The sequence below is a fragment of the Bariatricus sp. HCP28S3_F11 genome (assembly GCF_052065395.1).
Lineage (GTDB): Bacteria > Bacillota > Clostridia > Lachnospirales > Lachnospiraceae > Allocoprococcus.
In genome coordinates, this window is sequence record NZ_JBQHUC010000020.1 from 1 (window position 1) to 12,338 (window position 12,338).

Annotated in this window: 18 protein-coding genes; all 18 read right to left on the reverse strand. The window is 44.0% G+C overall.

From position 1 onward, the window contains the following. Window positions 1-42: 42 nt before the first annotated feature. The gene (locus ACTNBR_RS10175) at window positions 43-330 is read right to left on the reverse strand and encodes a hypothetical protein (protein ID WP_441019260.1); all 288 of its coding nucleotides are present in this window, start codon (window positions 328-330) and stop codon (window positions 43-45) included. A gap of 83 nt (window positions 331-413) precedes the next feature. Next, window positions 414-938 carry a flavodoxin family protein gene (locus tag ACTNBR_RS10180; RefSeq protein ID WP_055176454.1) on the reverse strand — a complete coding sequence of 175 codons (525 nt, stop codon included), beginning with the start codon at window positions 936-938 and terminating at the stop codon, window positions 414-416. A gap of 172 nt (window positions 939-1,110) precedes the next feature. Further along, window positions 1,111-2,709, reverse strand: a complete 1,599-nt coding sequence (locus ACTNBR_RS10185) for a transposase (RefSeq protein ID WP_441042703.1) — start codon at window positions 2,707-2,709, stop codon at window positions 1,111-1,113. Between the two features lie 194 nt (window positions 2,710-2,903). Then, complete coding sequence (locus ACTNBR_RS10190) at window positions 2,904-3,506, reverse strand: alpha/beta hydrolase (protein WP_441018180.1); 603 nt, start codon at window positions 3,504-3,506, stop codon at window positions 2,904-2,906. Window positions 3,507-3,540: 34 nt separating this feature from the next. Next, entirely contained in the window at window positions 3,541-4,008 is a 468-nt protein-coding gene (locus ACTNBR_RS10195) for a hypothetical protein (protein WP_427806821.1), read from the reverse strand. A gap of 24 nt (window positions 4,009-4,032) precedes the next feature. Beyond that, on the reverse strand, window positions 4,033-4,203 hold the full coding sequence (locus tag ACTNBR_RS10200; RefSeq protein ID WP_015535374.1) for a hypothetical protein: 171 nt from the start codon (window positions 4,201-4,203) through the stop codon (window positions 4,033-4,035). 19 nt (window positions 4,204-4,222) lie between these two features. Further along, complete coding sequence (locus ACTNBR_RS10205) at window positions 4,223-4,432, reverse strand: DUF1697 domain-containing protein (RefSeq protein WP_427819986.1); 210 nt, start codon at window positions 4,430-4,432, stop codon at window positions 4,223-4,225. A gap of 33 nt (window positions 4,433-4,465) precedes the next feature. Beyond that, entirely contained in the window at window positions 4,466-5,656 is a 1,191-nt protein-coding gene (locus ACTNBR_RS10210; RefSeq protein WP_441018182.1) for an erythromycin esterase family protein, read from the reverse strand. Between the two features lie 103 nt (window positions 5,657-5,759). Next, window positions 5,760-6,065, reverse strand: coding sequence for a hypothetical protein (locus tag ACTNBR_RS10215; RefSeq protein ID WP_441042704.1), 306 nt, complete (start codon window positions 6,063-6,065; stop codon window positions 5,760-5,762). Between the two features lie 56 nt (window positions 6,066-6,121). Beyond that, window positions 6,122-6,679 (reverse strand): hypothetical protein, encoded by a 558-nt coding sequence (locus ACTNBR_RS10220; protein WP_441018186.1) that lies wholly within the window; start codon window positions 6,677-6,679, stop codon window positions 6,122-6,124. Between the two features lie 52 nt (window positions 6,680-6,731). Further along, on the reverse strand, window positions 6,732-6,917 hold the full coding sequence (locus ACTNBR_RS10225; protein WP_427806826.1) for a hypothetical protein: 186 nt from the start codon (window positions 6,915-6,917) through the stop codon (window positions 6,732-6,734). A gap of 40 nt (window positions 6,918-6,957) precedes the next feature. Next, window positions 6,958-7,473 carry a GNAT family N-acetyltransferase gene (locus ACTNBR_RS10230; protein ID WP_427819996.1) on the reverse strand — a complete coding sequence of 172 codons (516 nt, stop codon included), beginning with the start codon at window positions 7,471-7,473 and terminating at the stop codon, window positions 6,958-6,960. 41 nt (window positions 7,474-7,514) lie between these two features. Continuing rightward, window positions 7,515-8,159 carry a tyrosine-protein phosphatase gene (locus ACTNBR_RS10235; RefSeq protein ID WP_441018188.1) on the reverse strand — a complete coding sequence of 215 codons (645 nt, stop codon included), beginning with the start codon at window positions 8,157-8,159 and terminating at the stop codon, window positions 7,515-7,517. A 19-nt stretch (window positions 8,160-8,178) separates the two neighbouring features. After that, complete coding sequence (locus ACTNBR_RS10240) at window positions 8,179-8,376, reverse strand: hypothetical protein (protein ID WP_441018190.1); 198 nt, start codon at window positions 8,374-8,376, stop codon at window positions 8,179-8,181. Window positions 8,377-8,533: 157 nt separating this feature from the next. Beyond that, window positions 8,534-9,016, reverse strand: a complete 483-nt coding sequence (locus ACTNBR_RS10245; protein ID WP_427819979.1) for a hypothetical protein — start codon at window positions 9,014-9,016, stop codon at window positions 8,534-8,536. A gap of 48 nt (window positions 9,017-9,064) precedes the next feature. After that, the gene (locus ACTNBR_RS10250) at window positions 9,065-10,306 is read right to left on the reverse strand and encodes an alpha/beta fold hydrolase (protein ID WP_441018192.1); all 1,242 of its coding nucleotides are present in this window, start codon (window positions 10,304-10,306) and stop codon (window positions 9,065-9,067) included. A gap of 322 nt (window positions 10,307-10,628) precedes the next feature. Continuing rightward, window positions 10,629-11,396 (reverse strand): EFR1 family ferrodoxin, encoded by a 768-nt coding sequence (locus ACTNBR_RS10255; RefSeq protein ID WP_427819974.1) that lies wholly within the window; start codon window positions 11,394-11,396, stop codon window positions 10,629-10,631. Between the two features lie 193 nt (window positions 11,397-11,589). After that, complete coding sequence (locus ACTNBR_RS10260) at window positions 11,590-12,186, reverse strand: TetR/AcrR family transcriptional regulator (RefSeq protein WP_154431767.1); 597 nt, start codon at window positions 12,184-12,186, stop codon at window positions 11,590-11,592. Between the last annotated feature and the right edge of the window lie 152 nt (window positions 12,187-12,338).

A 12,338-nucleotide genomic window follows, 5' to 3' on the forward strand; every position in this document is an offset into this window, starting at 1 on the left:
AAAAATACTGAATGTGCATTATTATCCAAATCCATATTATAATCAATCCTTTCTTTTATTCGACTGATTATATTGTACCACATCCGGCACATTAGAACAAGTGTTCTCTCGTATTTTTTTGCAATTCATCTCGCCACCTAAAGAGGTGGGAGAATTCTTGCTATATCTTGTTAAAAACATATCAAGAAATTCCTCATTACCGGTTTGTAAATAGTCAACTGTATTATTCTCTGACAAACGATTTATTAAAACTTCTTGCAATTTCTGCATCTGTGATGCATTTAGTACCTCTGCCATATCATTGATAATGTTATAGATTTCTTTACCCATAAAAACACACCCCTTTTTGAAGGAGTATAGTGCAGAAAAATCAGCACATCAACAGAGTGCAAGACTGGAATTTGGTGTGTGCTTTATAAATTTTTTCCAATCCACTCAAGTTCGTTCATGGAATCCTTATTTTTTTCAAGTTCATCTCTGGCTGTTGCATAATATGATTTTTTGAAAAGCATATCCCATGAAAGATATTTTGCCATACAGTCAAACTGCTTATCAATCAGCTCATACTGGATGCTGCCTACGGGAGAACCACCTACAACAATTGTGCCAACTTTTTTGTTTTTTAACTGCAATCCACGGCAGTAGCACTTATCAATGATAAGTTTCAATTGTGCTGACATTCCCCACCAATAAACTGGTGTAGCAAAAAGAATCATATCTGCGGCAGCAATTTTATCAATGGTAGAATTTGTATCGTCCTTATCGACGCATCCCTTAGAGCATTGACAGACACCACATCCCTTGCATGGTGCAATGTTGAGTTTGTCGGGTTCAATGATTTCAATTTTATTCTTTTCTGACGCTCCTTTTATAAATGCATTGATTGCTGCCAGCGTATTTCCTTTTCTGGCACTTCCATTAATGATTACAATTTTCATGCGTGTATCCTCCAACTTCCGATTTTAATGCCTCTATTATACCATAATGATGATATTGGGGTCAAAACCATAAACAAATTTGCCCCTATTCCTATAGTACCTTGAAAAATTCATATTTTGTAGTATATCGCCGGACTTTTTGGGATATATGCTGGATATCCCCTCCCTTGTTTTATGCAAGTACCGGATTTTGGGCATAGTTTCCCAGACCCTTCACATAATTGAAGAGTTTTCGGAAATTCAACGCTGCTATTTTGGAACCAAAAAAGAACTTGCCACGCTGTTTTCCACGAGGCATCTTTTCCAAATGGTAATTCTTTCGGATATTTGACGGAACATTTTCCACTCCATTACGGAGCCTTGCATAATTTTTGAATTCTTCGCTGCTCATGTTCCTCTGGATTTTTGCACGTTCATGAGCTGCTTTGGATGTTACTATTTTTGCAACCCGCTTATAAATCTTCGGCTTGCATTGATCCTGATACGGACAGCCTACACACTGCTCATGCAGAAAGGAAACGGCACACTGATTGCTTTGTTTCATATAAGAACAGCTTTTCGGTGAATGGCCGGCTGGACATCGGAGGACTTTTGTTCCCTCTTCGTTAAATTCAAAATCAGCAAGGATATCCGGAGCTGGTTTCCCTGTCAGGCTTGTGGTAATCAGTTCTACGTTTTTATCAGCTGCAAGTTGTGTGTTTTCTGTTCCGCTGTATGCTCCATCTGCGACTATAACAGTCCGTTCTTCCTGTTTACTCATCTGCTCAAGGTGTTCTTGGATAAACTGACTGTCACTGTGGTTGTTTTGCTCATACTGATACTCTGTTACAACAGAACCATTGGCTCCAACGGATTCCTCAAGATTGGCTACATATCCCCGATGCTCTTTTCCTGCCTTGCTTCGGAATGTAGCTTCCGGATCAGAAGGATTTTGCATCATGGATGATTTCATGCCGCCGTCTTCTTTTGTCCGGAGTCTGCGCTTTTCATTTTTAACAATGGTTTGTTCTGAAAGGCATCTAACAAACAGATCATACTCTGTTGAATCATTGTAATCAGACTCACACAAGGCAAGGAGTTTATCTGCATCCGTTAAGAGTTGCTTTATACGATCATCTGCATTGGTACTGCGCTGACGATAAATCACTCTGTTAAAATCGTTAGGATCGATATAGTGTTTTAAATCGTCAGACAAAGCGGAACCATTGATTTTATTCACATACACCGCCAGCTTCGCGATGCAGGTGTATATCAGTTCCATCCGACTGAGTTTGCGGATGTTGGATTCAATCATCATGGAATCCATACGCCTGACTTTACCGCTGATTCCCATCAGTTTTGCAATGGAAGCACTTAGATCTTTCACACAATCGTGGTAGAGATCTTTGTTGTGAAGAGTTTCATAATCATAACACCTCTTGCGGAAACGGCTCAATGTCTTGTCACTCAAAGGCTGTTCTTCAAAACCTGTTGTATGCAGTGCGTACTGAATTCGAAAATCCAGCATAAGATTTTCAACCATCTCATCATCGGAATAATCAAAAAGCTCTTTGATGATGAGCGCACCAACAATCACGTTGACCGGAGTATTCGGTCTGGATGCCTTATCACTGTATAAGACAGAAAAACGCTTTTCATCAATGGCAGGAAATATTTCATCGGCAAAAACTTTTGCCCAGGATTTTTCCAGTGCTTTCTGTTCCCTGGCAGTTAATCCGGAAAAACTATCTGTAAAAGACATTTGCTGGTAAGCGTTTTCTTTGAATGACATAGAGATTACCTTCCTTCCTAAGATATCTCTATTATACAGCAAGTAAACCATTTAGGCTTGTATTTACTGCAAAATATATGAACTTTTCAAGGTACTATAGAGGGGCTTTTGACCCCAATATCATAATGATACTATTATAAAAAAGGAAAAAGAGCTCCTTCGAGCTCTTTTGATTCAGTTCTGTAAACTTGAATTTATTTGGAAGATTTTATTATCCATTCATCAAGAAATTTCATTTGTTCATCCGTATGAAACCAATGCTCTCCATTTTTCATAATAGAAAGTGTTGAATTAGTCCTCTGTACAAATTCAAATATCGTTCCATAAGCGGTAAGATTATCTTTTTCACCATACAAAATGTGCGTTGGGATTTCCCATATAATAGGATTTTCTCTTGCATAGCAAAAATAATCCCATGAAAGAGTCTCTCCAAAGGTTGTCTGAATTTCTTTTTTCTCTTTGAGTTCATCCTCTGTAACATTTGCCCAAATCATCATATCAGCAATAAGCCTTTCCATATCTACAACGGGCGAAATAAAATATGCTTTCTCTATTTGCTGATTTGATAAGGCATTGATAGTAAAATACGCTCCAATGCTATTGGCAATTACTTCAACAGTCTTGTAGTTTCTATAAATTGAATTAAAAAGTAATGGAAATTCTTCTTTTGCTTCCCATGGAAACTGTGCAGTATAGTCGAGACCAATCACATCACAATTACTAAAGAGCGGTTTGTAATGAATAGCTTCTTCAGCATTACCACCTTTTCCATGTATATAAATAACTGCTTTATCCACAATAGTTATCCTCCACAAATTCAAATTGTTACACTTAAAAAAGCGGAATTTCACCATCATAGTTTTCTGCTTTTTCCAATAGCGGTCCTTTAGCTCCCATCGTAAACGCGATGTCGCTACTGCGGATAGAGAGCAACTCCATTCCGGGTCTCACCTTCAAAAAATCCATCATTTTCTTCGTAAGAAGAATTTGCCCCTCCTGTGAAATCTCTACCCAGCAGTAGGAACGCCCCTTGTATTTGATAAATTCGCCAGAACCTGCTGAGTAGTCAAGCAACGGTGGAGTATCGTCCAAAATGTGACCAAGTTTTGACGGATGCAAAAGGCCTTTCCGGGTGACGCAGAAGCCACCGGTAATCTTACTTCCGGTAAAAAGATATGCTTTTCCTTCATCTGCAATGTGATATTCTTCCATTGCCTGCGGTGGAATCCGCAATGTTCCATCCGTCCGAATGAGTGATTTCCCGAAAATAAATTTTCCTCCCTTATTCATTTGTGGCATAAAAACACCTCCTGAAATCCCGATTTAATAGCGCAAAAGGAAATATATGACATACACCCAACTAAGTAATCCATGAAAAATCGCCCAGCCGACAGACTTCCACGTTGTATAACTAATAACCATAGCTAATGCACTTCCAAAAGTTATTCCTGATTTTACCGTTTTCTTGACAGTCATTGATTTATTATCTTCCATGTTTGTTTCCTCCACAAATTCAAAGTTTCTGTTCCAATTCTTTTGTCGGTTCTCCAATTTTCTCCGCAATGATTTCAGCGGTAGCAAGAGACATCACAAAAATTAGATTATCGTATATATCTTTGTCAGATGTTCCCCACCAATCGGGAGCCTTGCTTAATATATCTTCTAACTTTTCCTGCAAAATAACAAAAACCGGAATATCCAAGCCAAACCTTTTCTGTATCATATCATCATTTGTTCCTCCCTCCATATTTTTTCATTAATGCTTTATATCTGTTGGTGTCGCATTTATCACAATAATCATTCCGTCATATAATTCTGCTGGGACATCATTGATTCTATAGCTATTTGGTAAGATCTTATTCAAAAAGCTATAACCCTCTCCGAGTGATCCCATCAGCATACTCTGATTGATAATTTTCTTTATTTTTTCTGATTTTTGCAGTTTATCAAAATCAAGATACGTCATATCCATCCCAAGGGCATACGCTGTATTTGCCAAAGGATCAGCAGAATAAAATTTTCGCGTAATTCTTTTTCCATTTTTTCCAGGCAAATTGCATTCTGTTTTGTAAAAATCTGTGCCAATGACAAAATAATCATCACCATATTTTTCAAACAGTTCTTCACCCATGAATGTAGTATATGTACTCTTCTTTGCCACATGTCCGTTATGCCCCGAAATCATAAGCATAGATTCGTTTGCTTTCTGAACATGCTCATAAATCCAGTCGATGTTTTCAGCCATATAATGATCCCTTATTTTTGCATAATCTACATTTGACGCATTACTAAGCTCCTGATTTTGCAGATAACATCTCGCTGCCTGCGCATACATTTCCATCCCTGGTATATTCTTTAAAGTTTCCGCAGCATCTTCCATATCGGTATACTGCATCTTAAGTTCTGAAAATGCTTCATCTACACATTTTTGATCCAAGTCGGAGTTTTGCATATCAAACCCATAAAAGCTTAACATCTCTTCCGGTTTTGCGTGTTTATTATAATCTGCCATATAGCGAATCAATGCCCTCATTTCATCCGTCTGGTAAATATGAAAAGCAAGTGCTTCCACTGCATCATCTTCCGTATTTTTCCCCTCACCGTGTATATATTGATTTACCAATAAGCATCCACCATAATCTGCTTCTAAGGCAAAGGCCTTACAGTTATATTCCTCTACCATTTTTCTAAACATATCAAGCTTTAATTCCTGAAATTCTTTATTTCCGTGGGTCGCCTCTCCAAGAGCGAATATCTTTACATTTTCCGGTATCGCAATATCATCGATTTCCTCTGCAGCTTTCAGAAATTCTTCATTATTTACCTGTGTTCCGGAGTTCATGCCCCCATAAGATATATATCTTATGAATGCCATGATTGCAGCTCCAAATAGAAACGCCACGATTATCTTTCCAATATATCGCTTTTTTGCATGATCTTTTTTCATCCATCAACCAACTCCTCTCATCTTTTCACGCTTATAATTTCGAAAAATCTGACACCTGATATCACACACAGCTCAATATGTGTATGTTCAGGATATGTGATATTTACATTTTCAAAACTAACAATTTCCACTCCACTCCGTCCTCGTCAGTCCAAGTATCCGTACCGTTATAGATAAAACGGCGTTCAATACGCTCCATATAGGTGCCGTCCGCTAATTTATATACCGTTGTCGTGTCGCCGCGGAGATTCACAAGCTCTACCACATCCGCTCCCGGATAACCCGACTCAGCTTCATCATCTCCACCCTTTCCTGTTTCGCCCTCGCCCTGCGACCAGCAAAGCAAGAGCCCCTTATATTCTGTGTACAGGGAAGTCCCGTCATCCGTTTTCCCAGTCGTAAACTCCATTTTCATGGAGCTTTGGTCAAAGTCATTGGTCATGTCGGCGGAGAGAATATCGCCACTCAGCGAATATGTACCGGTTCCGCTGTCACGGCATCCGGATTATTATGCTCCTGCACCGGTGGCGCGATGGAAACGGAGGTGTCCGTCGTTTCCCTGGTAGGAGCCTCAGCGGGAAGGATTTCTTCTTCCACAGCGGAATTCGACGGCTCCGGTGTCTCCGCCGGTTCCGTACTCGCAGGCACTTTTTCCACATCAACGTGGATCCTGCCCTTTGCATTCTGCCCCGCAACGACGATTGCGTAGGGACCGTCCACAGGAGCCTCCACGGTAAATTCCGTCACGGTTCCGTCTCCCTGATAGAGCGATGTTCCGTCCGGTGACGTAATCTTCATCTCCAGCGCCCCTTTCACCGTCTCGAATAAAATCTTGAGCGTATCACCCTGCTTCAGCTCCAGGGTGTGGGTGTCCGTGCCGTTCATGATTTTGACATCCAAGTGGTAGGAATCCGCGTTCTTTGCGCTGCTGCCGTCAAAGGCGGAGCTGGATGCGCACCCGGCCAGAGATAGCAGGAGGGCACAGACGGTTATAACAATAACGAAAAATTTTTGCTGTTTCACAATGGTTTCCTTTCAGGATTCAGATTTGGTTTGATTGAACATGATCAAGTTGCTATTTCTTATCCATATTCATCCGAATCACATTAAAAAGGTTTGACAGCAATATGCACGCCAATGCGATTGCCAATGGTGTCGTGGTCTCATTTCCGTCAAAAATGCTGACGCACAGAAAGATTGCACCCGCTGCGATCAAACCTAAACTTGCTATGATGAAAAGTTTATTCAATATTTTTTTCATTTCATTTTCTCCTCTTTCAAAAAATCTTACTCATGACTGCTTAGCGCATGTCCCGGTTCATCAGATCAAAGTCAATGTACTGCCCGTTCAGCTTAAAGAAGGCCGGGAAGGTACACAGCTTGCGGAAGCCGAACTTCTCATAGAGCCGGATGGCGCGGAGATTGTCGCTTCGAACCTCCAGATTGATCTGCTCAAAGCCGTTTTCCACAGCAAACGCAAGAACGGCTTCCATGAGCGCGGAGGCGGCCCCGTAACCCCAATAGGCTTTTCGCACGCTGATCCCGAACTCGCCCCGATGGCTCATGCGCCTCGGCTTGCGGTTCAAACTGGCATCTCCGATGATTTGACCGTCCGCCCAGGCAAGATACTGCACATTGTCCTTTGAAGCGACCTGCGCGGCCAGATACTGCGTTTCCGCCTCTACATCCAGCGGTACGCCCTCCGGGCCGAAGCTGAGATTGTCCGTCTCTCCGCCGACGCATTTCAAATAGTCCAGCAGGGCGGCGGCGTCCTCCGGCCGCGCCTGCGTAATCATAAACGGTGCATTTTTCTCCATACTCACTTATATACCTCCAGGTTTGATCCGATATTTCGTTTCTATATATCCGCTTCTCCGGTAAAAACGCTTTGCGCTTTCTCCTCGATTTGGGAAAGGGCAGCCAAAACCTTTTTTATATTCTCCTCTCTTGGGAGAATGGTATGAATGTTTACCTCCGGATGCTCCGCAGCGAACGCTTTCAGGAAGTCCAACAGGTTGTCCTTCGTTTTCATGTAATCCTCGATGATCACGCTGTCGCTGAATCCGAGCTGTTTCAGCAGGATCGCGGAAACCACGCCGGTTCTGTCTTTTCCCGCGCCGCAAAAGTACAGCACATTGCTTTCCGCCTTCACAATGGCACAAATGATCCGCTCCATCTGTCCATCTATCATCTTGACATAAGCATCGGCAACAGAATCCGGAGATTCTGGTACGGCTCCGCCCCCGGTAACAGGCAGATGATAGTAGGTAAACCCGCTTTCCGTCTCCAGTCTGCACGGCTTTTCTGCATATTCAGTCTTATCTCGCAGGTCAATGATTGTAGTAACGCCATTTTTTCGCAGCCAGCTGACTTCTTCATCCGAAAGGCACCCCGGATAATCGCTTCTGATATACCGCAAGGTTCCCGTGGGCAGCGCTCTCGTATTCCTCGTTGATTTCAGCAAAGAACCCATACGGCTGCGCTCCAATCCTCCTTTTGGCAAAAATTCATTGGTATCCTCCTCACAATTTTTTTACGCACATACCGACCAGCAGTCCGACGAGCATCCCCATAGACAGGGTGACGCCGATGTACTCCGGGAAAATGGTGCCAACGGCGGCCCCGAAGCACATCCCCAGGCTCATCCCCATGGCCTCATAGCCGTTTTTCTTTTCCTGCTTCTTTTTCTTTTCTGCCAGTCCGGCGAAGAACACAGCCAAGCGATCCCGGCCACCACCAGCGGCAGCGCCGCCATCATAAAGTCACGCATAAATTTTCACTCCCTTTTTCTTTTAAGGCACCACTGCGCAAAGACCGCCTGACGGCTTTGTGAGGTGTTGCCTTTACTCTACAACAAAATCTGTCCAATCAATATGGTTATACACCATCCTTTATCGCCGCCCAAGATAGCGGAATGTATGCCGCTTGTATTCCCGGTACGCCGCGCTCCAACCACAGGCCGCAGATGATGCCCCGAAAGAAGATTTCCTCCGCCATACCGATTCCAAGCGTCAAAAACAAGTTTGCTAAAATCAATGCCGCACCACCGTTAAAGTTTATTCCCGCCGTAAAAGGGGAAAGGGCAATGAGCAAAAGCGGCGAAAAATAGAGCATTCTCTTCGCTGCCCCTTTTTCCGCACTGCGAAATCCCAGCTTTAAGATTCCTTTGTATCGGATGATGGAATTCGCCAATGTGATAATCACAAGCCCCCAGATTACAGCACCCCTGATCAGCGCGGAGGGAATGCCCTCTATTCCCGTGATCACCACGATTGCTCCTTGCGCGAAAAAGAACAACAGCAGCACAAGCATTGCCCCGGCGGTTTTCAGTACGATTCTGTCTTTCCGTTTCATTTTCATTTTGAGCCTCCTGTCCCATTCCCCGGCAATGTGCCAAAAGAAGTTCTGTCAATGCGATCTGTCTTCCACAAAATCGGAAACCGCTTCTTTGATTTCCTCTGCGTGTCCTGTCAGCAAATGCCCGCCACTTTCAAAGGAAATGAACGTGCAATTTGGGAATCTTGCTACCTCCCTCTCCGTTTCGATGTAGCTTGCCAGCTTATCGTCCTTTGCGTGGAAAATCAGCGTGGGGACCTGTAAATCCTCAATCGGATACTCCCCAAAGTCCCTCGCCATATCGGGGTTGGTAACGGAAGCGTCCAGTATCACGCCGACTTTTCTGTCGTTTATGGGTAGCATACTGTAAATGGTGGACTGCTCCATCCCCATGATCGGCTCAAACATAGGGCTTAACAGGAACATGACGTAATCGTTGCACAGGAACGGGGGCGGTCCGGCATATTCGGCATATTTCTCCGGCTTCTCCACAGGCGGCATGGCGGAGCAGTATAAAATCAGACCCTTCGTGCGCTGGGGATAATCAAGGGCAAATCGGATCGCGACGCTGCCGCCTGCCGATGTGGCCAGAAGGTGCACCTTGTCAATGCCCAGCTTGTCCAGCAGCAGCCGCAGACCGGAGGCAATGGTAATGTCGGGCTTATCGGTATTCTGGTCGACACCCTCCTCGTGGCTCACCATGAGATCAGCCACGCACAGGCCCTTTTCGTTCATGCCGTCCAGGATAGCGTAGACGGAAGCCAGCGCCATGAACTTATCGCCCATGCTTCCATCGGGCTTCCAGTCCTCCCCAAAGCCCAGGAAGTCCAAATTGCAGGTGGCGATGGACTCATAGCCATTCTTGGGGATGGTATGTACCAGCATTTTGTCACATTCTTCCCAGTCGAAGTTGCGGCCAAAGAGGGCCGCACCGTCGGGACTTGTCACCGCGACGGTGGAGCAGCCGTAGTTTTCCCCGGCGGTGGAGGTGTCCGGCTTCCAGAAGCCGTGAGAGAGGAATGAGGCGATGTAGTCTCCCATCTCGGCGTCGCTTTTTGCCCCGCCCTGCTCCAGAAAGCCATCGAAGCCATAGTCTCCCTTATATTCCATACTCCACAGATGATCATCCAGCTTCTCGATGGTCATGGCCGCCGTGAGCTGGGTGCCGAACATGGTCCACGCTCCCGCAAGGGCCGCAATCAGCACAGCCGCAATAACAAGAAGCGCGATTATCGCCTTTCCAAGTCTTTCCGAGGAAGATGAGTCCGCTTCGTTCGATTTACAAAGCTCTTTTTCCGAAACGATCATTTTCATATACTCCTTCCTTGCCCATCGGGGCGCATTTATCATTTTATTCTGTACCTGCTTATATCGTAAGTCATTGTCGTGTAAACAAGAATTTATCTTACCCTTGCCATATAGTAATCCAATTGGTTCATCAAACTCCAGAATTGTTCTGCTTCATCCACGGATAGTGTTCTATACTCCATTTTCATATCCTCGCAAATTTTGATTCTCCGGTGAGCCACTCGTCTCTTGAAATTGCAAACACACCGGCTTTTCATTGCCCTCATCCGAAAACGCATCGACATCCCAATTTTTCTATCCATAAGCCGCTTTCCGCCCTCATGCACTTTCACTCCTCAGAGCCGTATTTTTCAAACCGGCACTGCTCTATTACCTCGTCCCCGAGCAGCGTGATGGCCTTTTGGGGGCAGCGGCTGATACAGCGGTAACACATGGTACACCGGTCTTCCGCGGTGGCTTTCCCGTCTCGCAGGGAGAGATTTTTCGTGGGGCATAAAGAGACGCACAGCCCGCAGCCCACGCATTTTTCGCTGATTTTCAGCTTGTCTGTGTATCCCGCCGTCTTGCCGTAAAACCACAGCCGCTGTCCAAAAAGTCCCTTCAGGTGGGAAAAGAAGGACAGCCCGTCCTGGGGGTAGTTTCCTTGCTTGATCTGCCGTGCGGCAGCTTCTATCTTTTGGTCGGCCTGACGGACGATCTCCCGGTTTTCCTCTGGCGTTTTCTTCAGCAGTTTGCTGTCGCAGACGGAATCTGGCATTTTGATCTGCAAACCGCCGAGTATTGTCACCCCGCGTTTTCTTAAAATTCGAGCCGTACATCCTGTTCCATCACCGCTGAAAAGCCCCATCGTATTGACGCAAAAGACCTTTTTCCCATTCCATAGAGAAGAATGATTTTTAATAAAATCACGCACTATGATAGGGGCATTGGAAAACTGCGTCGGGTAGCCCAGCACAATGATGTCATGCTTTGTCAATATTTGAATCATCTCTGTATGTTCTAACGGAAAACTCTGAGCAGACGCGTCCAACAGTTTGACTAACTTTTCGACACAATGTTTTGTATTTCCAGTTCCGCTAAAATAGATTCCAATCATGAACGCATCTCCTTCCTTAAATGGGAAATTGCTTTTTTACAGTGCGGTTACCCAAAAACATACTGCTGAAATTGCATAAAGTGGTGTCATAATATCTTTTCATTTTCATCTACACAATGCCTATATTTGCTTTTACACATTCCGTAATTTTCTGTCATTCATCTGTTCACTGGTGATGGTTTGTACGATCAACTTACTTCATCCCATAAATTTCAACAAAATGTGACAGATGCACACCTATCTGCGTCCACATTTCGTCCGTCCTGTCAGGCTCCCGGTCTGCAATCTCTATCATCACTGTTACCGGTGCTACGATTTCCAGAGCAAGCAGATTGGCATCAAACCTGCGAATCAGATTCTTTTCCATCATTTTTTCTAACATCAGAGCATACATTTCCTGATTTCCGGTCAGCTGGTGCTTTGATGTAAGTGCCGCAATCTTTTCATTTCTATACTGCTCCTTTGTACAAAATCTTCTGACCTTTTGTATCTGCGGATCCTTCATTGTGAATCCAACTCGTCTCAGACAATCTTCCTTGAATTCATCCAGTGACTCCGGAATCTTATCCAAATGAGAGCTATTTCCGAAATTCTCGTCATATTTATGTTCCATCATGGCAATCAGGGAATCGAGAATATCTTCCTTTCCCTTATAATGTGCGTATATGGATGGACCTTTTATTCCCACAGCTTCTGCAACTAAATCAATGGATGTCTGGTCATATCCCTTTTCAGAAAACAAATCAAGCGCTGCGAAAAGAATTCTGTCCTTTGTTTTTATCTTTTCCATTTCTTTTCTCCAATCTTCATATTCCTAATAGTCGTTAGGAATATTATACCTAATATTCGTTAGGAAGTCAATATGTCATGAAAACGAATCACAGCAAGTTTTCATCCTTGTTGTTCAATATTAACGATACAAAAAAGTGTCTCCGACACTTC

What these genes read in the sequence shown, in the direction of transcription:
- ACTNBR_RS10175 (WP_441019260.1), bottom strand. Translation starts at nt 330, where the DNA reads ATGGGTAAAGAAATCTATAACATTATCAATGATATGGCAGAGGTACTA.
- ACTNBR_RS10180 (WP_055176454.1), bottom strand. Translation starts at nt 938, where the DNA reads ATGAAAATTGTAATCATTAATGGAAGTGCCAGAAAAGGAAATACGCTG.
- ACTNBR_RS10185 (WP_441042703.1), bottom strand. Translation starts at nt 2,709, where the DNA reads ATGTCATTCAAAGAAAACGCTTACCAGCAAATGTCTTTTACAGATAGT.
- ACTNBR_RS10195 (WP_427806821.1), bottom strand. Translation starts at nt 4,008, where the DNA reads ATGCCACAAATGAATAAGGGAGGAAAATTTATTTTCGGGAAATCACTC.
- ACTNBR_RS10200 (WP_015535374.1), bottom strand. Translation starts at nt 4,203, where the DNA reads ATGGAAGATAATAAATCAATGACTGTCAAGAAAACGGTAAAATCAGGA.
- ACTNBR_RS10205 (WP_427819986.1), bottom strand. Translation starts at nt 4,432, where the DNA reads ATGATACAGAAAAGGTTTGGCTTGGATATTCCGGTTTTTGTTATTTTG.
- ACTNBR_RS10210 (WP_441018182.1), bottom strand. Translation starts at nt 5,656, where the DNA reads ATGAAAAAAGATCATGCAAAAAAGCGATATATTGGAAAGATAATCGTG.
- ACTNBR_RS10215 (WP_441042704.1), bottom strand. Translation starts at nt 6,065, where the DNA reads ATGGAGTTTACGACTGGGAAAACGGATGACGGGACTTCCCTGTACACA.
- ACTNBR_RS10225 (WP_427806826.1), bottom strand. Translation starts at nt 6,917, where the DNA reads ATGAAAAAAATATTGAATAAACTTTTCATCATAGCAAGTTTAGGTTTG.
- ACTNBR_RS10230 (WP_427819996.1), bottom strand. Translation starts at nt 7,473, where the DNA reads ATGGAGAAAAATGCACCGTTTATGATTACGCAGGCGCGGCCGGAGGAC.
- ACTNBR_RS10245 (WP_427819979.1), bottom strand. Translation starts at nt 9,016, where the DNA reads ATGAAAATGAAACGGAAAGACAGAATCGTACTGAAAACCGCCGGGGCA.
- ACTNBR_RS10250 (WP_441018192.1), bottom strand. Translation starts at nt 10,306, where the DNA reads ATGAAAATGATCGTTTCGGAAAAAGAGCTTTGTAAATCGAACGAAGCG.
- ACTNBR_RS10255 (WP_427819974.1), bottom strand. Translation starts at nt 11,396, where the DNA reads ATGATTGGAATCTATTTTAGCGGAACTGGAAATACAAAACATTGTGTC.
- ACTNBR_RS10260 (WP_154431767.1), bottom strand. Translation starts at nt 12,186, where the DNA reads ATGGAAAAGATAAAAACAAAGGACAGAATTCTTTTCGCAGCGCTTGAT.